We start from the raw sequence: 21,456 nt of genomic DNA, 5'->3' as shown, positions 1-21,456 counted from the left end.
CTTCACTCCGCAATTTCGTCTTCTTCTTCCAGCTGTTCGAAATCAAGGTCTACCTGTGACATATCATAAATACTCCCGTCCACCGCATTCATAAATAAATCATTCCGGCTGCCGTCTTCATTCTCGATCGTCATTTTCCAGGTAGGGGTGAGCACCTGTGTAATGCCTTCATCCGTATCTCCGCCTGTCTCCTGTACAAATAGCGGGTAATAGCCAAGCTGCAGGTCTACTGCTGTAGAATTCGGCTGGATCAGGTTGCGGTCATAAAAGGTTTCAAGTACTGACCTTGGCTCTCTAAGCTGTTGTTCCTCTGTAAATTCTTCTAATGACGTCAGGTATGTCTGCTCATAAGAAATCGCCTCGTTATTTCCGTTCAGCTGCACAGCAATTTGTGCGTTCAGGTTGTAATAAAGCGTTAACCCTTCAAACGTCTGAAAATAGATCAGCTGATTGTCTTCCTCATCGTATTCCCAAAACGTATACTGACCGCCATTTGTCACATAATCCTCTAACAGCTCATTCAGTTCCTCAGGATTTTCCGGGTCTTCAATCGCAACCGGTTCAGTCAGCACCGACTCAAGAATCTGTCCTTCCCGGATTGTTGCCGTCTGTCCCTCAAGCTCCTGTAAATCTGAACTCATAAAACGATAATATTCAGCATTGAGATAAGGCCTGCTGTCTTCTACATCCGGCAGCTCTCCCAATGTTACATTTTCACCAGCTAACCGCTCCGTCGTTGAAAGGTCCCCAATCGTTTCCAGCTGGCTGTCATTGTATTTTTGAACAAACAGAATCAGGAGGAAAATGTCCAGGATCAGAAAGACAACGATAAAGATGGTTTTCGTTTTACTCCAATCCAACCGGATCCCCTCCTCCTAATACCGGCACTCGCGCCCAGCTGTCATTGTATTTGTAATACCAGACCGGATCAAGTGTATACGTGTTGTCACTATCATTTTTCGTCATATAATAGCCGACTGTCACATCCTGCAGCCGCTCCGGATCGAAATCCTCAATGCTTTCAATGGCTTCAATGGCATCATAGCCTGAACCAAGTGATACTGTATCGGACTCAGACGGAATCTCAAACTGTTTTGTTAAAAATGAGCGTGCATACTGATGAATTCTCGTCTCTCCCCACTCCTGATACATTTCAGCAACGCCGTTATCATTAAAAACCGGCAGTCCCTGTTCATGCATGCGGAAAGTCACTTCCTGATCCATCGCATCAAGGTCATACAGGTAATACGTATCCACCCAGCCTTCATGCTCATTGACAAATCGCCTGCTCTTTTGAAACAGCTCACCCGCCCTGCCGACTGTGGAAAGCTCTGCAGACGGATTCACATAGCTGAGCGTATTATTGTTACGGTCAACCTCCATTAAGTTCGATGACTGATCAAAATACTGATCACGTGAGGAACCGAACTGATTCAACTCTACAGCATCAGGATTCTGGAACAGTGCCCGTCTGAAAAGGTTAATATCAATTGTCGTCATCTTATAAAGATACTTACTGTACTCTCTGCGCTCAACGGGCAGATAAATCGTCCGTTCACCTGTTTCGTAAGCGAAAAGCGGCGTATAAATCGCAGCTGCATTCGTCACAATCACACTGTTCAGGTCCTCAAAATAAGTTGAATCTACACGTCCTTCATAAACCACCCTGTTATCATAATGGACAAAGTAAACGGTAAACGGTGTATCCTCCGGACCCGACACATCAATAACGACACGGTCAAATGAATCCTCAGGCAGTGTATTATTTTCAAAAGTCACAATATCACGATAAGCACTGAACGGAATTTCAGCAGGATAAAGTATTTCAATGCGATTGGATCCATGGACAATATTCCGGAATTCCTCTTCATCAAATGTGCTATTCTGCTGAACGTTATAAATACTCCACTCCTGCATCAGTGCGTTCAGCGTATTGATATTATTTTCCTCCGAAGTACCACTGACTGCCACTTCACCATGCACAAGAAAACGCGACGGCTGGATTAAATCCCTTGTCGTACGTTCTTCAGAAATCGAAACATTCTCAACCGTTGTCTCTGACTCATCATAAGGCTCACTTGCCGGCTGATATGACCATACATTCCAGGTTAACACCAGGCTTAATACAACAAGCAGAGACAGTAAAATTGACTTTAAAAGCTCCATTCTTTTCATCATGCCCATTCATCCTCACTTTCCGGATCATATGGCAGTGTGAAATAAATGGTTGTCCCTCTTCCTTCCACACTTGAAGCCCAGACCTGACCACCGTGTGCGGTAATCATCTCTTTGGCAATCGCAAGTCCAAGCCCTGTACCGCCAAGCTGTCTTGTTCTGGCTTTGTCCACACGATAAAAGCGTTCAAAAATATTTTTCAGGTTTTCACGCGGAATCCCTACACCCTGGTCTGACACGCTGACAACAATCTCTTTTTCACGCTCTTTCAGTTCCACCTTAAAGCCGATCTGACCGCCTTCCGGAGAATACTTCAGCGCATTTGAAATAATATTATCGAGCACCTGTGTCATTTTATCAGTATCGATCTCGACATACACAGGATCCTTTGGCAGTTTTACTTTAAACGATACATTCTGTGAACGCCCCATATCAAAGCGGTCAATAATCCGCTGATAAAACGCGATAAAGTTTACCCATTCTTTATTCAAACGATAGTCGCGGCTATCCATTTTAGACAGCTGCAGCAGATCGTTCACAAGGCGAATCATCCGCTCAGTTTCAGTCTGGGTTGTATGAAGAAACTGCGGTGCGATTTCTTCATCCTGCCATGCACCTTCAGCCAGCGCCTCAAGATAGCTTCGCATCGTTGTCAGCGGCGTCCGGAGCTCATGGGATACATTCGCTACAAACTCGCGGCGCTCTGCATCAATCTTTTCCTGCTCGGTAATATCATGCAAAACCGCAATCAGACCGCTCACAAAGCCGGTTTCCTTTTGAATTGCAGAGAAGTTTGCACGAAGAATATAAGGCTTTGCCTGTGTACCGAAATTCAAAATAAGCGAATCATTTTGACTTGAAAGGTCTTCAAATGAATATTCATCTTCAATACCAAGCAGTTCAGGAAGAGACATGGACAGCACTGTTTCACGTGAAACATTCAGCATTCCTGCCGCAGGATCGTTAATTAAGATGACCCTGCCTCTTCTGTCAGTCGCGATTACGCCATCTGTCATATAACTGAGAACGCTGGAAAGCTTCCGTTTTTCTGCTTCAGTTGTGACCCGTGCTTCCTGAAGTCTTTTCGTCAAATTATTAAAGGTAATGGCCAGTTGACCGATCTCATCATGACCATATACTTTTACTTTCCTTGAGAAATTTCCTTTTGCCATATCTACAGCATGACTTCTCATATCTGCAATCGGCCTTGTGATGGTTTGTGCCAGCAGCACACCAAGTATCGCAGTGATTACGAGTGAAATGGCGGTTCCACCGGCCAGGATGCCATTGATCTCATCCATCTGTGTATACACATTTTCAATTCTTGATTCAATATGGATGGCACCAATGACATCACTTCCTGACACAAGCGGTATCGCGAGCACCCACATCCTGTCCCCGCTTTCACGGTCCACGTAAGTCTCATTCAGATTATTAGGAGGTGGTCCCCCTTCAATAAACATCCGTTGCAGCAGCTCATTATTCATACGCTGTCCGACAACGGTCTGGTTATTATCATCTGACGTCCCAAGCACCCGGTTTCTTGCGTCGATAATCCGTACTTCCTCAATATCTTCAGAATTAAGTCCACCCAGCAATACTTGGATGGACTGTTGTAATGAAGGTTCATCATCTGACCGCTCGCCCGCCAGATCAGTATCGATCTCTTCTGTAATACTGTATTCCAGCGGGCTCATACGGTCTTCAATTGACGATTTGAAGTTTTCGATCAGCGTATCCTCAAGCTCACGCACAAAATAAACACCAATAATCTGCATGGCTAATGCGATCAGGAGTACGTATATCAACACAAACTTTAAATGTATTGATTGAAAGAAATTAACCTTTCTCATTTAAATTTAATCCTGGTCCGGATTTCTCAGGTAGTAACCGACACCACGGCGCGTCACAATCCATAATGGATGACTTGGATTGTCTTCAATTTTTTCACGCAGACGGCGAACCGTTACATCCACTGTACGCACATCACCATAATAGTCATAGCCCCATACTGTCTGAAGCAAGTGCTCACGCGTCATTACCTGTCCGATATGTTTTGATAAATAATGAAGCAGCTCAAACTCACGGTGTGTCAGCTCAATCGTCTCACCGCGTTTTGTCACCATGTAAGCATCTGGATGAATCGTCAGCACGCCCACTGTAATTTCATTTGTCAGGTTCTCTTCCTCAACCTGGCCTTTTAACGCCTGGTGACGGCGCATATTTGCTTTCACACGTGCCACAAGCTCGCGCGTACTGAAAGGCTTTGTTACATAATCATCCGCGCCAAGCTCAAGACCGAGCACTTTATCAATCTCGGAGTCTTTTGCTGTCAGCATAATAATTGGCATTTCATAATTTTTACGTACTTCACGGCATACTTCCATCCCATCTCTTCCCGGAAGCATGATATCAAGCAGGATCAGGTCTGGCTTTATTTCTTCAACCTTTTCAAGTGCCTCGTCACCATCATATGCACAGTGAACTTCATAGCCTTCTTTTTTCAGGTTAAATTGTAGTATATCTGCAATTGGCTTTTCATCGTCGACAACTAGGATCTTTTTATCCATCTCGTGATTCTCCTTTATCTTTCGTAATCATTGAGTGTTATATAGTCTTATAGTAAATGTATCACGTTGACGTTAATAATTCACTCTTTACCCGATTTTGTCAGGTGATTTCCCGGGAAATAGGTTTTTTGATTTTAACCCGCTGCCCCTCTCCGTGAAGGTCTGCGCTTTCCGCAGCCGCGCGGTGAGCCCCTTCCAGGCTTCACCCTCCACGGTCTCACCTGTCGCTTCTATGCTGCAGGAGTCTCCGTCCTTACTTTCAAGGTCAGCTTAGAAAGATTTTTTGAATTAAAAAAATGTAATATAATACTTGCATAGCTGATGATTGGAGTGGAAGGCGGCGACTCGGGTACGAGTAGCGGGAAGCTGAGACCCCACAGGCGCTTGCGCCGAGGAGGCTCAGCAATCGCCGTTCGGAAAGCGTCCGCCTGAAACGGAAATCAGCAGCCATTGTTTAAAGAGATATCTTAGATACACAAAACTGCTGCCGGCATCCAGTTTTTCAGTAAAACCGGTACCGGCAGCAGTGTTTCTTTTAATAATCCAGATAATCCATCGGGTTTTTCAGTTCACCATTTACATATACTTCAAAATGAAGATGGATGCCTGTAGAAAATCCTGTTGTTCCCATCAATCCGAGTGATTCACCCTTCCCGACTGTCTGGCCCGGCTCTACGTGAATTTCACTCAGGTGAGCATAGATTGTACGCATACCGTTATTGTGATCAACAACGACTTTATTTCCGTAATCCCCTTCAAAGCCGGCAGATACGACAACGCCATTATCCACGTTGCTGATTGTCAGGCTGTCAGGGCTGGCGATATCAATGCCTTTATGATGGTCGCCCCATCTAGGTCCCTGATGACTTGAAATATATCCGCCATCAGCAGGCCATTGAAGTGAGCCTGTTCCTTTAGACGGGATTTCTTTAGTTCCTTCTAAAACAATATGATTCTTCACTTCTTTAGTGACTTCTTCATTTTCAGTTGATGCAGCAGTCTGTTCACCATTTACTTCAGTGATCAGCTCTGTATAGACTTTTTCACCTTCCTGGCCTTCCTGCTCTACGCGTGATTCACCTTTGAACATCCCGCTGTCTTCTTTGACTTCTTCTTCAAAATCAATGGTTTCCTTCACACGTGACTCTTTTTTTACCTGAACTTCTACACCCGGGATCTTTTCAGAAGCTCTGACCATTACACCTTCTGAAAGTTCCCCTGCATCAGGATTCAGTTCATCAAATGTTTCTTCATCCATATCGTATTGTTCAAGAATATCTTCTTTTGTTTCACCTTCAGCCACCTCGTGATCAACAGTGGAAGTGGTACCTGCTAACAGCTTTTCAACTGCTTCTTTTGGATCGGAAAGCTGGTCAGGCTCAACCTGTGTTTCATTCTGCTCTCCAATGCCTTTCAGCTCAATATCCGTAATACGGCTGTCACCCGGCTCAAGCTCTTCACTCAGATCTTCTTTCTCAAAGCGATCCAGCTCTTTTTCAGATACAGCTGTTAACTTCAGCTGTCTGATCGCTTCCTGTGCCGCTTTTTCATTTTCAACATAAGCAACAGATTCATCGCCAAGCTTCACTTCATAAGCATCTGTTACAAATGCTGCTGCTTCTTTTGCCTGGTCGACCAGCTGCTGATCTGTTGTTTGCGGGTTAAATACATGCTCGGGGATCAGCTTCAGGTTATGTTTTACATCACCGGAAACTTCCTCTTCAAGCTCTTCTTCTTTTTTCTCTGCCCATGCAGTCAGGTCATCCGGGTCAGTCACGACGCCAACATATTCTTCACCTGCATACACGTGGTGAACCACTGTCAATCCGCGTGACTCAGCTGAAGCCTCTGTGTCGAAACCCCATAATGCAGTTGATAGCATCACGCCGGCAGCAAATATTTTAAGGCTTTTGCCTGAATATATAAATGAACGCTTTAGATTGTTGTTTTTCATCGTCTTATCCTCCAACAGGTATAGTTGAATCAGCGTCTCTTAAAAACGCGCCATCCAAATGTACCATATAGAAGTTCCGATACAATGCTTGTTGCCTAACTGTAAAAAATGATATAAAACCAGTTTTCATCTATATTTTTCCAACATACTGATCTGAACGATGATGACGGGGTATAAAAAGTGAAAATTTTTTGACTGTAATTTTTTTGTTATGAAATTGAGATGTTTAGTAGAAGGTAAAAGAGGTTATAGGTAGAAGTTTAGGCATAAAAAAATACGCCGCGATTGCAGCGTATCTTATGGCTTTGGACGGAATCGAACCGCCGACACATGGATTTTCAGTCCATTGCTCTACCAACTGAGCTACAAAGCCTAAATGGCGGTCCCGACCGGGATCGAACCGGCGATCTCCTGCGTGACAGGCAGGCATGTTAACCGCTACACCACGGGACCAAAAGGTATTATGTATTTTGAAATAAGTGGTGACCCGTACGGGATTCGAACCCGTGTTACCGCCGTGAAAGGGCGGTGTCTTAACCACTTGACCAACGGGCCAATATCTGGCGCTGCCTTAGCAACGAATCTAACTATACCATAACCATTTAAAAGCTGACAATCTTTTTTTGAAAGTTTTTAAGGTTTTTTTCATCTCCGTTATTTCGCTCTTTAAGGCAGTATACGACAGGCTGAAAGAACGTTAAAATTTGTATATGAAACTTCTCAATGAAGAAATCCGTAACAATATAAAAGGAGGGATGAAACATGCATATATTTATCAGGCTCTGGAAGCAGCTTTCTGAAATGGACTTCCGTGTAATTGCTATTCTTTCAGCGTTTATTATTTTATTTGGAACATTCTCAGTCTACTGGATAGAGCCCGAAACATTTCCAACACTGTTCGACAGCTTCTGGTGGACCATGACGACGTTAACGACAGTCGGATATGGGGACTTTTTTCCGGTTACAGTGGCAGGGAGACTTGTCGGAATTTTTCTGTTTATCTTCGGAATTGGTCTGATTGGGGTTCTGATCGGAAAGATTGTTGAAGCAGCCAGTACATATCAGCGTTTAAAAAAGGAGGGGAAACTGGTGTATAAAAAAAGTGGTCACTACGTATATATCGGCTGGTCGAAAAAGACAGAGCAGGCAATTAAAGAAGTGCTGTATCACAATAACGGTGCTGAAATCGTTCTTGTCGAGAATACAGATGAAACACCTATGCCGGATGATAAAGTGCATTTTATCAGCGGGGATCCGTCAGAAGAAAGGATTCTGCATAAAGCAAATATCACTGAGGCAAAGAGAGTGGCGATCTTTTCAGATCCTGCAATTGAAGATACCATCTTAAGAGATGGAAAAAGCCTGCTCATTGCATCTGCAGTTGAAGCGCTATCGGTAGCGCATCAGGTTGATATCCAGACGATTGTAGAGATTTGCGAGGAGCGTCATATTTCTAAGTTTAATCATATCAGGGTGGATGATTTCATACTGTCAGATGACTCTGTGTCGCTGCTGATGGCAAAAGCAACCCTCCAGCCAGGTACAACAACGATTTTCAGACAGCTGCTCAGTAAACGATTCGGTAATAACATTTATGTAATCAAAGCGAAGGACACGTGGAAAACATATCGCGATGCATCGCAGAAGCTGCTGGATGACGGGGCAGTACTGATTGCAGTCAATGAAGATATGGATTTTAAAGAGGCCATTAAAAAACCCTTGAAAAAGGATGATAACTTATATGTGATCTGTGACGAGAAAACTTATAAGCGCCTGAACGTTTTATATGAAACAGTTGAATGACCCGCAGCAGCGGGTTTTTTATTTGGATTTTTATCAGCCTGAAGATGGGGTCTATTTAATATGAAAGTACTTTTGAGAAAGAACCTCGTGTATAATGGTAACAATCATACCACCAGGAGGGATGCATATTGCCGGGTAAGCGTAAAAAGCACGAACTGCCTCCTGTTTCTGCTAAGAAAAGGAGTCAGCATAAAAAGCTCTCATTGAAAATGATTAGTAAACGTGTCTTCTTTATTATTATTGGGGCAATCATGATGGCCGTCGGACTGGAACTGTTTCTGGTACCCAATCAGGTACTTGATGGCGGGATTGTTGGTATATCTATTATTCTTTCTTACTTAACCGGATGGAAGCTTGGACTTTTTATTTTTATACTGAATATTCCTTTTTTCTTTATTGGCTATAAGCAGATTGGAAAAACATTTGCACTTTCCACGCTGCTTGGTATTTCTGTATTATCAATCTCCACTTATCTCCTTCACAGTGTTGAGGTTTTCACTGATGATTTGCTGCTTGCCACAGTTTTTGGCGGCATTGTACTTGGTGCAGGCGTCGGAATTGTGATCAGGTATGGCGGCTCACTTGATGGCACAGAAATTCTCGCAATATTATTCAATAAAAACCTCCCTTTTTCTGTCGGGGAAATGATTATGTTTTTTAACTTATTCATCTTCACTGTTGCAGGATTTGTGTTCGGCTGGGACCGCGCGATGTATTCATTGATTGCATATTTTATTGCATTTAAAACGATTGACATTGTCATTCAGGGAATGGACGAATCAAAAGCAGCATGGATCATCAGTGACAATTATATTGAAATTGGCGATGCCATCATTGATCGGCTCGGACGCGGTGTAACCTATCTGAACGGTCAGGGCGGATTCACACTGCATCAGAAAAAAGTTGTTTTTTGTGTTATTACAAGGCTTGAAGAGGCTAAACTGAAGGGTATAGTAGAAGATATAGACCCAACCGCCTTCCTCGCAGTCGGCAGCATCGCCGAAGTACGCGGCGGGAGATTTAAGAAAAAAGCGATACATTAAAAGAAAAGTGGAAGCAGGCGTTCAGGTCCGGCAGACACAAGCCGCATACCTGCAAAATATCACACTACAAAAAGAGCATCTACATCACAGAATTGAGGGATTGACATGGGTTCGATTCAGGATTTTGCTTCATACCTGAAACAAAATGGAGAAGAGCTTGGAGAAAAACTTCTGGTGTATAGTCTTGGAAAAGTCGATGTGGAGATTCCACAGGCAATGATAGAAGAATCACGACGCAACAATGGCCGTTTTTTTAAATTTTTCTCTGACACTTTGCATGTTGAAGAAGAGATATCAGTGGAGGAAAAGTTTTTAAAATGGAGCCGGGAAAATATTGAAGAACAGGTATCAATGATGGATAAGCTTTCTTCTCTCATCCGTCCTTATCCGGATACCAGAATGTACTTCAGCGATTTAATTGGAACCATCTGTTTACAAATGGAGCTGTCAACAAAGGACACGCTTTTTGTATTAAACCGGTTAAACTTTATTCTGGATATTAATATGAGGGAATCCATCCTTTTGTTTGAAAGGTATAAGAACCGGATCAATGAAGAGAGCCGCAAAGAAATCCTTGAGCTTTCCGCACCGATCGTACCGATTCAGCCAGGTGTGGTCGTCCTTCCACTGGTCGGAAAAATTGATTCAGCAAGGGCTGAGCATCTGATGACAAAGACGATTCCTGCGATCAGTGACATGGATCTTGATTGTGTCATCATTGATTTCTCAGGGATTGTGACAATTGATAATGAAGTGGCAGGTCATGTATTTGATATTACTAACGTGCTGAAGCTGCTCGGAATTGACGTGAATGTGAGTGGTCTGCGTCCTGAGCTTGCGCAGCATATAGTGTTAAATGGAATTTCTTTTAAAGATATTCAGACGTTCTCTAATGTAGAGCAGGCCATTAAGAATTGGGACGTGGAGATTTTATAGCAAAAAGGGTATCTGCCGTTGATGGCAGATACCCTTTTTATATCAGTTTTGAGGCTGAACGCCTGCTTCCACTTTTCTTTTGATCCAGCTCCAGGCGCTAGCTCCTCGGGTCATAAGCTACACAGCGAAAAAGGGAAAGTTCACCCTTTTCTCGCTGCGCATCTTATGCCTGTCGGAGCTGAACGAGCGCCTTACGCTTTTCTTATTTCTCTACTCTCCACACACTTTTCACAACATTTGTCTGTGTACGGTCAGGTCCTACTGAGAAGATTGATAGCGGGATGCCTGTCAGTTGTGAGACGCGCTCAAGGTAGTGACGTGCATTTTCAGGAAGCTCATCAAGTGAGCGGACGCCTGTGATGTCTTCGTCCCAGCCTGGAAGCTCTTCATAGATCGGCTCACATTTCGCAAGTGTGCGAAGGTTTGCCGGATATTCTGTAATGATCTCATCACCAAGGCGGTAAGATGTACAGATTTTCAGCGTTTTGATGCCTGTTAATACATCAATTGAGTTCAGTGAAAGGTCTGTCAGTCCACTTACGCGGCGTGCGTGACGTACAACAACGCTGTCGAACCAGCCGACGCGGCGCGCACGTCCTGTCGTTGTACCATATTCACGGCCGACTTCACGGATCTGGCTGCCGATTTCATCATGCAGTTCAGTTGGGAACGGACCATCACCGACACGTGTTGTATAAGCTTTAGATACACCTACAACGTGACCGATTTTTGTCGGACCAACACCTGAACCGATTGTAACGCCACCCGCTACCGGATTTGAAGATGTAACAAATGGGTATGTACCCTGATCAATATCAAGCATAACACCCTGTGCTCCTTCAAAAAGCACGCGGCGCGCTTCATCAAGTGCATCATTCAATACAACAGATGTATCGCATACATATTTCGCGATCTGCTGACCATATTCATAGTATTCTTCGAAAATATCTTCCATCGTAAAGCCTTCCACTTCATAGAAGCGCTCAAGCATACGATTCTTTTCAGCAAGGTTGTGTTCAAGCTTTTCTTTAAATGACTCTTTATCTAAAAGGTCAGCAATACGGATACCGGCACGCGCTGCTTTATCCATGTAGGCAGGACCGATTCCTTTTTTCGTTGTACCGATTTTGTTTGCACCTTTGCGATCTTCTTCCACTTCATCAAGCTTTAAGTGGTAAGGAAGAATCACGTGTGCACGGTTGCTGATACGCAGATTTTCTGTGCTGACACCGCGGTCATGAAGATACTTAAGCTCCTTCACAAGCGCTTTTGGATCTACAACCATTCCATTACCGATCACAGAGATTTTATCTTTATAAAAGATCCCTGATGGAATAAGATGCAGCTTATATGTTTCACCATCAAATTTAATTGTATGACCTGCATTATTACCGCCCTGATAGCGTGCAATTACTTCTGCATGTTCTGAGAGAAAGTCAGTGATCTTACCCTTTCCTTCATCTCCCCATTGAGTTCCTACGACAACTACTGAAGACATGGAACGCACCTCCGTCAGGCTGTTACACCCTTTTTATCAAACAAGAACAGTTTACCAGTCATTAGAGGGTCAGTCAATGTAAAGACGAACATTTTTGGTTAAATAGGAATTTATATTCGTTTATTTCGATCATTGAAAAGGTTTACTGGCGGGTGTGGTGCGGATTTGCGGGAATGTGACAGCATTTGGGCGCGATTGCTACACGTTTAGGGTGAAAAGTTACAGAAACCCGGGTGTATCGCTACAAGTTCAGTGAAAATGGCTACAAGAGATCAGTTGTCATTGCTACCTCTGTCTCTCAGTCCGGCACTTGATGCACTTAGGTAACAGGCTTCTGGTTTCTTAAAGGCATGAAGAGGGGCTGGTGCTTTAAGCGGATGCAACGTCCGAGTGGCGGAATGCTGCAGTCAATCCGGCTATCACGACACTCAACGCGCAATACTGTGCACTCAACCCGGGTGTATCGCTACCTCAACCGGCAAAACATGTCACTCAACAGCAAACATACAGCACTCGACGCATCCAGCCACAAACTAAAAAAGCCCCCATAAAGGAGGCTTTACGCACCAGGCGGCATACTCGGATCGTCAAGTCGCCGCTCGAGGTTAACGAATTTGTTATATTCTTTAATAAAGGCAAGTGATACCGTACCAACCGGGCCGTTACGCTGCTTGGCAATAATGATTTCAATCGTATTCTGGTTTTCACTTTCTTTATCGTAATAGTCATCACGGTAAAGGAAGGCAACGATATCGGCATCCTGCTCAATACTTCCTGATTCACGTAAGTCAGACATCATCGGACGCTTGTCCTGACGGGATTCAACACCACGTGACAGCTGAGACAGTGCAATAACCGGCACTTCAAGCTCACGCGCGAGTCCTTTCAGGGAACGGGAAATTTCAGATACTTCCTGCTGACGGTTCTCGCCGGGTTTTCCGGTACCGTGGATCAGCTGCATGTAGTCAATCAGAATCATACCGAGTCCGTGTTCCTGCTTCAGACGGCGGCACTTTGCGCGGATATCCTGTACACGTACACCAGGCGTGTCATCAATATAGATACCGGCGTTTGACAGACTTCCCATCGCCATGGTCAGCTTGCGCCAATCCTCATCTGTGAGTGCACCTGTACGCAGGTTCTGGGCGTTGATATTGCCTTCAGCACAGAGCATACGCATAACAAGCTGCTCGGCGCCCATCTCAAGACTGAAGATCGCAACGTTTTCACCGGTTTTGGTGGCAACGTTTTGTGCAATATTCAGAGCAAATGCGGTCTTACCAACTGATGGACGGGCTGCCACGATGATCAGATCGTTCCGCTGGAAGCCTGCTGTCATGCGGTCAAGCTCATTAAAGCCTGTCGCAATTCCTGTAATATCCCCCTGCGTGCTGTTAAGCATCTCGATATTATCATAGGTCCGCACGAGCACGTCCTTCATAGAGTGGAAGGCACTTGTGTTTTTACGGTTCGCGACTTCCATGATGTTACGCTCGGCTTCAGCTAAAAGGTTTTCAACTTCATCCTCACGCGCATAGCCGTCCTGTGCGATTGTGGTCGCTGTGCGGATCAGTCTTCGTAAAAGCGCTTTTTCTTCAACGATATGCGCGTAATATTCAAGGTTGGCTGCAGTCGGTACAAAGCCTGCAAGGTCTGTTAAATAGGAGATGCCGCCAACGTCTTCAAGCTCTTTCATGGCTGCAAGCTCTTCTGTAACTGTGACGAGGTCAATCGCTTTTCCTTTATCACTCAAGCTGATCATGACGTCAAAAATACGCTGGTGGGCACTGCGGTAAAAATCTTCGGGCATGAGGACTTCCTGCGCAGATATCAGTGACTGAGGTTCTAAAAAGATGGCGCCAAGCACGGCCTGCTCGGCTTCTATATTTTGCGGCGGCATTCGGTCCGCATACTGTTCATTCACGTCGGATCCCTCCTGTGTTGCTGTATAAAATGCCGGCACTATGCTTCCCTCAGGAAATTCGCACAGTCCCGGCACTTTTATTTGTCTCTATTTGATCCATTTTGATAGTTTCAGTATATCATGGATGCGTTTGGTTTCAGAAGACCCTAAATTATTCCTCAGTTACGTGAACCTTTACAGTCGCAGTTACTTCGTTATGAATTTTCACCGGTACGTTTGTGTAACCGAGTGAACGGATTGCATCGCTGAGTTCGATTTTACGCTTATCGACTTTGATGCCGTGCGTTTTTTTCAGTTCTTCAGCAATCTGTTTTGATGTAACTGAGCCGAACAGACGGCCGTCTTCACCGGATTTCGCTGTCAGTTCAACCGTCAGCTCCTCCATTTTCGCCTTCAGCTGCTTTGCTTCTTCAAGCACCTGCTGCGCTTCCTGCTCCTTCTTTTTCTTTTGAGCATTCAGCTGGCTGACATTTCCTGCGTTTGCTTCAGCAGCCAGATTATTTTTCAGTAGATAGTTGTGCGCATATCCGTCTGCAACATTTTTCACTTCGCCTTTTTTACCTTTACCTTTAACGTCCTGTAGGAAAATTACTTTCATGATTCTTCAGTTCCTCCTTCGATGTGTTCATTGATTGCCTGCTTCAACTGTTCTACAGCTTCATCAATCGTAACGTCCCGGAGCTGGGTGGCTGCATTGGTCAGGTGACCTCCGCCATTCAGTTTTTCCATGATCAGCTGCACGTTGACTGTGCCGAGTGAACGGGCACTGATGCCGACGACACCTTCATCACGGAAAGCAACGACAAATGAAGCAGCCACGTCTTCCATTTGGAGCAGCGTATCAGCTGCCTGGGCAATAATCACCGAATCGTGTACGCGTTCATCCTCACCAAAGGCAATGGCCATGCCATGCTTGTAAAAGGTGACCGTCTCCACAAGGCGCGCCCGCTCTACATAGGTCGTCACGTCTTCTCTTAAGAACTGCTGAACGAGTACGGTATCCGCTCCAAGCGTTCTGAGATATGATGCCGCATCAAACGTCCGGGAACCCGTACGCATCGTGAAGCTTTTTGTATCCACTATTATACCAGCAAGAAGCGCAGTGGCTTCAAGCATTGTGATTTTCTCTGTTTTCGGCTGATAATCAAGCAGTTCAGTGACAAGCTCTGCCGTTGAAGAAGCATAAGGCTCCATATAAACAAGGAGCGGGTTCTCAATAAACTCTTCTCCGCGGCGGTGGTGGTCAATGACTACCACTTTTTCCGCTTTATTTAACAGCTTTTCTTCAATGACAAGACTCGGCTTGTGCGTATCGACAATCACCAGCAGTGTATCGTCTGTCACCATATCAAGTGCCTCTTCAGGCGTAATGATATGCGAGAATAAATCCGGCTTGGTCTTTATCTCATCAATCAGACGGTTTACCCCGCTGTCGATCTCTGTGAAATTCAGTGCAACAAAGCCTTCACGCTGATTCATCTGTGCAATCTTTCTGACGCCGATTGCCGCTCCGACTGCATCCATATCCGGACGCTTATGACCCATCACAATGACTTTATCACTGCTGACAATCAGTTCACGCAGTGCATGGGAGATCACGCGCGCACGTACACGCGTACGCTTTTCCATCGGATTGGTCTTCCCGCCGTAAAACTTTACTTTCCCGTTTGCCTGATTAATGACCACCTGATCGCCACCGCGGCCCAGGGCAAGGTCAAGACTCGACTGCGCCTGACGACCGAGCTCAGGAAGCGTCTCAGCGCCTGATCCAATCCCTATACTGAGCGTCAGCGGCACATTCTGCTTAGACGTCATCTCACGGATTGAATCCAGGATAGTGAATTTTTCATACTCCAGTTCACGTAAAATACGTTCATTCATGACGGCAAGGAAACGGTCAGATGAGACCCTTTTCACATAAATATCGTGCTCCATCGCCCACTGGTTCAGCAGCGTGGTCACCGCACTGTTAATATTACTGCGCGCAGAGTCATCCATCCCCTGCGTCAGTTCATCATAGTTATCTAAAAAGATGACCGAGATCACGGTCCGGTCTGCTTCATACTGCTCTTCGACTTCTGACTGCTCTGTGACATCAAAAAAGTACAGCAGCTTTTCATCCTGCTTATGGATGATACGGAAAATCCGTCCCTGCCAGGAGACCGTCTCTTCAATGCTGCCTTCTTTTTTGATCACCGGTACAAGTACGTCCGCCACATCATATAAAGAGCGGCCGATCATCGTGCCGTCTTCAATGAAAGCCGTTAAATACGGATTCGCCCACTCAACGTAAAAATCGTCATTATACAGCAGGATTCCAACCGGCATTTCCATCAGCGCTTCTTCCCCGACCCTTTTAACCCTGTAGGAAAGGGTGGAGATATATTCTTCAGTGTCATTGAAGAAACGCTTTTCAAAGACAAAAGCGAACCACAATACAGGCACTGCCAGAATCAGCGTACCGACCGCGAACATCCAGTTATATAGAAATAATACCGCCGCAATTAAAAAGACAATCACTGTAAGCCCAAGCAGCAGCCGGCGTAAAATCCGGTGTTGAAAATATGTTGGCATGCCTTCAGCTCCCAAAACGGTTCACCCGTTTGCATGATATATGCTCTATCTTATCCATCCACCAAAAAGAATGTGCGTCTACTTCTTTTCAGTGATCCGTTTTCTTAAATCAAAACCTAAGTCTATTATACCTAAAATTCGCGTCAATGGATTGATCAATACGCCTAAAATGGTCAAAATCACCAGAAGCCCCCTGTTCCATCCCTTTAAATGGCCGTAGAAATGGATGAAAGCCAGACCCTGCAGGATCATCAGCAGTTCAAATCCAAACTGCAGATTGATTAAAGCGTACGCAAACATTGTGCCCTGCTCAGGCGTTGCAATGAGTGCTGTCAGCAGGATAATCAGGTAGTACCAGATCACGTTTTTAGGCAGCGACAGGTTGCGGAATGCATCGAATTTAGGCATATCCTTTTTCGCAATCCGCTTAACGAGCGGGAAGTTGATAATCATCATGATCCAGATCAGCAATGCTGAAGACATGATAATTAATGATGGCAGCAGCGTTTCAAAAGCCAGCATAATTTGTGCAAACTGCTCCTGTACATCACCTGTATCAATGCCTGCAGCCGTATAGACAGCGATCGCCTGCTCCAGGGAGTCATCCATTAATGTAATAAACTCATCGATCATATTAATGCCAAGAAGCAGAATCGAAAATAAATATTGAACCACGATATTTACAACAAACACAAGCGTTGAAATCATAAAAATCATAAATTTGCTTTTACCCTGCTGGACCAGCCAGCCCATCATCACACCGGTTGTTCCGTATAAAATCGCAACCGGGATCGAGATCGGTCCGCCAACAATGGCAGCGACACCAATTGACGCAGCAAGCATCACAAGTGAAGCGCGAATCGAATATTTCACGCTGTATAGTAAAAATGGCAGCAGTAAAAAGAAAGCTGACGCGATTGAAATAAACGGCACATACACCGTGATCAGTAATAACACGGCAAAAAAAGCAGTCATCATTGCGCCTTCAGTCAGCTTTAACGTATTTGTATTGTTCATTCATACACCTCTATTTTTCTCATTCAACCACTATATCCATCTACTCATTTTATCTGTCATACTGCTCTCCTTCAACCCGCAGCCTCTTTTTGTATTGAATTAACCGCCTGTTCCGTTCACCGGTTTGATAAATATAAAAATCCCCCAGGTCAAATAGACCCGGAGGATTCGTGTTTAAGCTTCTTTTTGTTCATCAAGCCTGAAGCGGTTGACTGCCTGCTGCAGGTCATCGCTCAGCTCACTTAACCGCTCTGCAGATTCAGTAACGGTCTGAATGGCTCTGACCTGCTCATCCGTTGAAGCTGCCACCTCTTCGCATGATGCGGCTGTTTCTTCAGCCATCGCAGCCATTTCCTGAATGACACGCGTGACTGCTTCCTTGCTTGCTGATACGTCCTGAATTTCACGGTAAACAGCAAGAATAGACGTTTCCATCGTGCCCATAAAATCAGACATCTGGTCAAAAATATCATTGGTCTGTTCAACAACGATTGACTGATGATCAAAGTTCTCTTTTGTGCGCCCCATTTCACTGACCGCACGCTTTGAGCTGCCCTGGATATCTGCAATCGTCTGCTTCACTTCATCCGTTGCACGCACTGACTGCTCTGCAAGCTTTCTGACCTCATCAGCAACCACTGCGAACCCTTTACCATGCTCACCTGCACGCGCCGCCTCAATTGAAGCGTTAAGTGCCAGCAGGTTCGTCTGAGAGGAAATCTCTGTGATGGTGGCCATGACGCTTTCAATCGTCTGAACTTTCGTCTCAAGATCCTGAATCACAGATTCCATTGACTGAATAAATTCTGTAGAAGACGTATGGTATTCCTTCAGCTGCTTCATCTGACTGATACCGCTCGCATTCACACTGCCCGCTTCACTTGCCACTTCAGACATCTGCTTAGACTGCTCAGAAATCGCATTGATCTTTTCACCAAGTGTCTGTGACTGACGGTTCGCTTCATCTGCTTCCTCTGCAGACTGGGTCGCACCATCAGCAATGTCACCCACTGCACTTGCCACCTGCTCACTTGAAGCATTTGTCTCCTCTGCTACAGCACTTAAGCCCTCAGCAGATCCGCGCACCTCTTCAACAGATGATTTGACCGTTGTTAAGATCTCATTCATATGATCGACCATCATGTTGAATTGGGTACCAAGCTCGCCAATCTCATCATCAGATTTCACATTTGCGCGCGTACTAAGGTCCCCATTTGCCACTTCACGCACAGAATGACTCAACGCGACGATCGGTTTTGAGAACCTGCCTGCTACAAGTGACATAATCACGGCTGCAATCACCAGTGTGACAACACCAATGATTAATAACAGCGTCAAAATAGAGATTGATTCCGCTGCAATATCCGACTGGTCAAATGCGACACCGATTTTCCAGCCTGTATTTTCCGCAGTTGAATAGACCATCAGCTTATCAGCGCCGTCCAGTTCGTATTCCACGCTTCCTGTTTCGTTCTCGTCAGCAAAAATCTCCTGAATAAAACCATATTCCATCAGATTTTCACTTTGAAGTGTCGGGTGCACAAGCGCGACACCTTCACCTGATAATACAAATGGATAACCATTATAGCCAATCTGCGTTTCACCAAGCTTTGTGGTCAGGTCCCCAAGCTTAACGTCTACACCTACAACCCCGACAAGCTGCGAGCCGCTCTGCATGGCTTTTGCAGCCGTAATCACGTACTCCCCCGTTGCTTCGTCTATGTATGGCTCACTCCAGATGACCGTATCAGGTGCTGCTGATGCCTGCTGATACCAGTCACGCGTTGTTGCATCAAAGTCTGCCGGTAAATCGACAAACGGAGAAATAAGCAGCGAGCCGTTATCCGCCGCTACATAAATAGAAGATGGATCTGAATAAATTGTTAAATATTCCTCAAGCAGCTGTTCCAGTTCATTTGTCGCAGCTGCATCGCCATCTTCAAGTGCTGCTTCAGCATACTGAAGTGCAGTCGTTGTTGAAGCGATCTGCTCAATGCTGCGTCCATACTGATCAAGGAAGGTCTCAGCAGAGTTATTCAGCTCTCCTGCTATTCCTTCAGCCTGCTGCAGAACATTTTCCTGCGTACGGTCATGCAACTGCCATCCCGTTAAGCTCAGTAAAACCGCAAATGCTGCGATCAATACCAGCGATGTTGTCATGATTAATTTTGTCTTAATAGATTTCAGTTTCACCCTGTTCACCTCATGCTGATCTTTTTATATTCAGGCGTTCATTGCCTCATACATATACATCGGTTCATATACGAAAAAGTGAATAGGTGAGTGCGAAAATTTTTAGTTCAAATGTCATGGTAAAAGAGAGAAATTTCGGACATTATACATTTAGTAGGTTAAAAGTAGTGGCTATAGAGAGGAAAATGAAAAAAGCTGCCTGTCTCACGAAGAGACGGCAGCTTTTTGCTATTATTCGCCTGAAACGAATGGTAGTAGCGCCATTGTACGTGCGCGCTTAACAGCAACTGTCAGTCTGCGCTGATACTTAGCGCTTGTGCCAGTTACACGACGTGGAAGAATTTTTCCACGCTCAGAGATAAACTTTCTTAGTAGATCTACGTCTTTATAGTCGATGTGTGTAATACCGTTTGAAGTAAAGTAACACACCTTCTTACGACGACGACCGCCTCTGCGTCCTCCTGCCATGGGATTCCCCTCCTTCTTGTTTAAGATTTTATGGTTCTACACCTCTTAGAATGGCAGATCATCATCTGAAATGTCGATCGGCTGACCGTCATTTGAGAATGGGTCCTTGTCCACTCTTGTGTAGTTCTGGTTATTCTGGTTGCTTTGGTTTTCACGCGGTTGATTCTGACCGAAGTTATTATTGTCCTGATACCCCTGATTGCCTCCGTAGCTTCCGCCGCCGGACTGGCCGCCTGAAGCGTTCTTCGGCTCCAGGAATTGAACACTTTCTGCATTCACTTCAGTGACATACACGCGTTTGCCTTCCTGGTTGTCATAGCTTCGTGTCTGAATACGTCCGTCAACGCCTGCAAGGCTTCCCTTTTTAAGGAAGTTTGCCACGTTTTCAGCTGGACGTCTCCATACCACACAGTTAATAAAATCCGCTTCACGGTCTCCCTGCTGGTTCGTGAAAGCACGATTAACAGCGAGTGTAAATGTTGCAACTGCTACACCGCTTGGCGTATAGCGCAAGTCCGGATCCTTCGTTAATCGACCGACTAATACGACTCGATTCATCATCAGAACCAACTCCTTTATTTTTGCGCAAGCAGGTATCTGCTATTGCAAGGAACTTATATTTAGAGATTAGTTTTCTTCTTCGCGGATTGTCATGTGGCGAACGATATCATCGCTGATCTTAGCCAGACGGTCGAATTCGTTGATAGCCTCAGAACCTGAGTTCAACTTAACGATCTGGTAGAATCCTTCGCGGTAATCGTTGATTTCATAAGCGAAACGACGCTTACCCCACTCTTTTGACTCGATGATCTCCGCTCCGTTTGAAGTAAGGATTTCTTCAAAACGCTCAGTTACAGCTTTTTTCTGATCCTCATCAACGTCTGGACGGACAATGTACATGATTTCGTACTTTCTCATCGGTTTTCACCTCCTTATGGTCTATGCGGCCTCCTGCTGTCAGGAGACAAGGAATAATAAAAAATTTCTATTACTCACAAGGATATATTATAGCATAGTGAGATCTTTTGGACAAGGGCGATAGTAAGTTTTTGAGATTCCTGTTCTTCCCCAAACAGAAATAGAACATTTGTTCTTATTTTATTGTAACGGATTGGGGGTGGGATGTCCAGTCGGGGGGAGGTGGTTTGGCGGGCAGGGTTTGGTTCTTAGAAAATTCGGTTTGGTTCTTAGAAAAATGCTTGTGGTTCTTAGAATAGGCGAGATTGTTCGGAGGTTACAAGCGAGTGTTCTTAGAAAAATGGAGTATGTTCGTAGAATCATGTCATTTGACCTATTCCTCA

The 21,456-nt window shown here is 44.9% G+C and carries 17 protein-coding genes and 3 tRNA genes; 3 read left to right on the top strand and 17 right to left on the bottom strand.

Annotated elements, in window-relative coordinates; genetic code table 11:
* Positions 1 to 2: 2 nt before the first annotated feature.
* From UFB30_RS00250 to UFB30_RS00215, 8 genes are all read right to left on the bottom strand, one after another.
* Complete coding sequence (locus UFB30_RS00250) at positions 3 to 860, bottom strand: two-component system regulatory protein YycI (RefSeq protein ID WP_322419664.1); 858 nt, start codon at positions 858 to 860, stop codon at positions 3 to 5.
* On the bottom strand, positions 847 to 2,178 hold the full coding sequence (locus tag UFB30_RS00245; RefSeq protein ID WP_322419663.1) for a YycH family regulatory protein: 1,332 nt from the start codon (positions 2,176 to 2,178) through the stop codon (positions 847 to 849). Before UFB30_RS00245 ends, UFB30_RS00250 begins: the two co-directional genes overlap by 14 nt.
* A complete protein-coding gene (gene walK, locus UFB30_RS00240; protein WP_322419662.1) occupies positions 2,175 to 4,028 on the bottom strand; it encodes a cell wall metabolism sensor histidine kinase WalK in 1,854 nt (617 codons plus the stop codon). Before walK ends, UFB30_RS00245 begins: the two co-directional genes overlap by 4 nt.
* Positions 4,029 to 4,034: 6 nt before the next feature.
* The gene (yycF, locus tag UFB30_RS00235) at positions 4,035 to 4,745 is read right to left on the bottom strand and encodes a response regulator YycF (RefSeq protein ID WP_039812910.1); all 711 of its coding nucleotides are present in this window, start codon (positions 4,743 to 4,745) and stop codon (positions 4,035 to 4,037) included.
* Positions 4,746 to 5,280: 535 nt separating this feature from the next.
* A complete protein-coding gene (locus UFB30_RS00230; RefSeq protein WP_322419661.1) occupies positions 5,281 to 6,699 on the bottom strand; it encodes a peptidoglycan DD-metalloendopeptidase family protein in 1,419 nt (472 codons plus the stop codon).
* Between the two features lie 300 nt (positions 6,700 to 6,999).
* Positions 7,000 to 7,072: transfer RNA gene (locus UFB30_RS00225), tRNA-Phe, on the bottom strand.
* Positions 7,073 to 7,076: 4 nt separating this feature from the next.
* A tRNA-Asp gene (locus tag UFB30_RS00220) sits at positions 7,077 to 7,152 on the bottom strand.
* 27 nt (positions 7,153 to 7,179) lie between these two features.
* Positions 7,180 to 7,254: transfer RNA gene (locus UFB30_RS00215), tRNA-Glu, on the bottom strand.
* A gap of 207 nt (positions 7,255 to 7,461) precedes the next feature.
* On the opposite strand from UFB30_RS00215, the gene UFB30_RS00210 reads away from it, so the two are divergent.
* The 3 genes from UFB30_RS00210 (at position 7,462) to UFB30_RS00200 (ending at position 10,481) form a co-directional block, all read left to right on the top strand.
* Positions 7,462 to 8,502 carry a potassium channel family protein gene (locus UFB30_RS00210; RefSeq protein WP_322419660.1) on the top strand — a complete coding sequence of 347 codons (1,041 nt, stop codon included), beginning with the start codon at positions 7,462 to 7,464 and terminating at the stop codon, positions 8,500 to 8,502.
* Positions 8,503 to 8,711: 209 nt separating this feature from the next.
* Entirely contained in the window at positions 8,712 to 9,545 is an 834-nt protein-coding gene (locus UFB30_RS00205) for a YitT family protein (RefSeq protein ID WP_322420521.1), read from the top strand.
* Between the two features lie 105 nt (positions 9,546 to 9,650).
* Positions 9,651 to 10,481 carry an STAS domain-containing protein gene (locus tag UFB30_RS00200; protein WP_322419659.1) on the top strand — a complete coding sequence of 277 codons (831 nt, stop codon included), beginning with the start codon at positions 9,651 to 9,653 and terminating at the stop codon, positions 10,479 to 10,481.
* 202 nt (positions 10,482 to 10,683) lie between these two features.
* Here UFB30_RS00200 and UFB30_RS00195 read toward each other — a convergent pair whose 3' ends face one another.
* The 9 genes from UFB30_RS00195 to rpsF all read right to left on the bottom strand — a co-directional run bounded on the left by UFB30_RS00195 (position 10,684) and on the right by rpsF (position 21,073).
* Positions 10,684 to 11,979, bottom strand: a complete 1,296-nt coding sequence (locus UFB30_RS00195) for an adenylosuccinate synthase (RefSeq protein ID WP_322419658.1) — start codon at positions 11,977 to 11,979, stop codon at positions 10,684 to 10,686.
* Positions 11,980 to 12,538: 559 nt separating this feature from the next.
* On the bottom strand, positions 12,539 to 13,903 hold the full coding sequence (dnaB, locus tag UFB30_RS00190; RefSeq protein ID WP_039812921.1) for a replicative DNA helicase: 1,365 nt from the start codon (positions 13,901 to 13,903) through the stop codon (positions 12,539 to 12,541).
* Between the two features lie 151 nt (positions 13,904 to 14,054).
* Complete coding sequence (gene rplI / locus UFB30_RS00185; protein ID WP_322419657.1) at positions 14,055 to 14,501, bottom strand: 50S ribosomal protein L9; 447 nt, start codon at positions 14,499 to 14,501, stop codon at positions 14,055 to 14,057.
* Positions 14,498 to 16,477, bottom strand: coding sequence for a DHH family phosphoesterase (locus UFB30_RS00180; RefSeq protein ID WP_322419656.1), 1,980 nt, complete (start codon positions 16,475 to 16,477; stop codon positions 14,498 to 14,500). Before UFB30_RS00180 ends, rplI begins: the two co-directional genes overlap by 4 nt.
* A gap of 78 nt (positions 16,478 to 16,555) precedes the next feature.
* Positions 16,556 to 17,494, bottom strand: a complete 939-nt coding sequence (locus tag UFB30_RS00175) for a YybS family protein (RefSeq protein WP_322419655.1) — start codon at positions 17,492 to 17,494, stop codon at positions 16,556 to 16,558.
* A 174-nt stretch (positions 17,495 to 17,668) separates the two neighbouring features.
* Positions 17,669 to 19,687, bottom strand: a complete 2,019-nt coding sequence (locus tag UFB30_RS00170) for a methyl-accepting chemotaxis protein (protein ID WP_322419654.1) — start codon at positions 19,685 to 19,687, stop codon at positions 17,669 to 17,671.
* 231 nt (positions 19,688 to 19,918) lie between these two features.
* Positions 19,919 to 20,155, bottom strand: a complete 237-nt coding sequence (gene rpsR, locus UFB30_RS00165; RefSeq protein ID WP_039812930.1) for a 30S ribosomal protein S18 — start codon at positions 20,153 to 20,155, stop codon at positions 19,919 to 19,921.
* A gap of 45 nt (positions 20,156 to 20,200) precedes the next feature.
* Complete coding sequence (ssb, locus tag UFB30_RS00160) at positions 20,201 to 20,716, bottom strand: single-stranded DNA-binding protein (protein WP_322419653.1); 516 nt, start codon at positions 20,714 to 20,716, stop codon at positions 20,201 to 20,203.
* 66 nt (positions 20,717 to 20,782) lie between these two features.
* The gene (rpsF, locus tag UFB30_RS00155) at positions 20,783 to 21,073 is read right to left on the bottom strand and encodes a 30S ribosomal protein S6 (RefSeq protein WP_039812934.1); all 291 of its coding nucleotides are present in this window, start codon (positions 21,071 to 21,073) and stop codon (positions 20,783 to 20,785) included.
* Positions 21,074 to 21,456: the final 383 nt, after the last annotated feature.

The organism is Jeotgalibacillus haloalkalitolerans, from assembly GCF_034427455.1.
GTDB classification, from domain to species: Bacteria; Bacillota; Bacilli; order Bacillales; family Jeotgalibacillaceae; genus Jeotgalibacillus; species Jeotgalibacillus haloalkalitolerans.
Note: the sequence above shows the minus strand (reverse complement) of the source record. Positions and strands in the feature narration are given on the sequence as shown.

Excerpts from the sequence above, each read along its gene's own strand:
- UFB30_RS00245 (WP_322419663.1), bottom strand. The coding sequence starts at position 2,178 with ATGATGAAAAGAATGGAGCTTTTAAAGTCAATTTTACTGTCTCTGCTT.
- walK (WP_322419662.1), bottom strand. The coding sequence starts at position 4,028 with ATGAGAAAGGTTAATTTCTTTCAATCAATACATTTAAAGTTTGTGTTG.
- yycF (WP_039812910.1), bottom strand. The coding sequence starts at position 4,745 with ATGGATAAAAAGATCCTAGTTGTCGACGATGAAAAGCCAATTGCAGAT.
- UFB30_RS00230 (WP_322419661.1), bottom strand. The coding sequence starts at position 6,699 with ATGAAAAACAACAATCTAAAGCGTTCATTTATATATTCAGGCAAAAGC.
- UFB30_RS00210 (WP_322419660.1), top strand. The coding sequence starts at position 7,462 with ATGCATATATTTATCAGGCTCTGGAAGCAGCTTTCTGAAATGGACTTC.
- UFB30_RS00205 (WP_322420521.1), top strand. The coding sequence starts at position 8,712 with ATGATTAGTAAACGTGTCTTCTTTATTATTATTGGGGCAATCATGATG.
- UFB30_RS00200 (WP_322419659.1), top strand. The coding sequence starts at position 9,651 with ATGGGTTCGATTCAGGATTTTGCTTCATACCTGAAACAAAATGGAGAA.
- UFB30_RS00195 (WP_322419658.1), bottom strand. The coding sequence starts at position 11,979 with ATGTCTTCAGTAGTTGTCGTAGGAACTCAATGGGGAGATGAAGGAAAG.
- rplI (WP_322419657.1), bottom strand. The coding sequence starts at position 14,501 with ATGAAAGTAATTTTCCTACAGGACGTTAAAGGTAAAGGTAAAAAAGGC.
- UFB30_RS00180 (WP_322419656.1), bottom strand. The coding sequence starts at position 16,477 with ATGCCAACATATTTTCAACACCGGATTTTACGCCGGCTGCTGCTTGGG.
- UFB30_RS00175 (WP_322419655.1), bottom strand. The coding sequence starts at position 17,494 with ATGAACAATACAAATACGTTAAAGCTGACTGAAGGCGCAATGATGACT.
- rpsR (WP_039812930.1), bottom strand. The coding sequence starts at position 20,155 with ATGGCAGGAGGACGCAGAGGCGGTCGTCGTCGTAAGAAGGTGTGTTAC.
- ssb (WP_322419653.1), bottom strand. The coding sequence starts at position 20,716 with ATGATGAATCGAGTCGTATTAGTCGGTCGATTAACGAAGGATCCGGAC.
- rpsF (WP_039812934.1), bottom strand. The coding sequence starts at position 21,073 with ATGAGAAAGTACGAAATCATGTACATTGTCCGTCCAGACGTTGATGAG.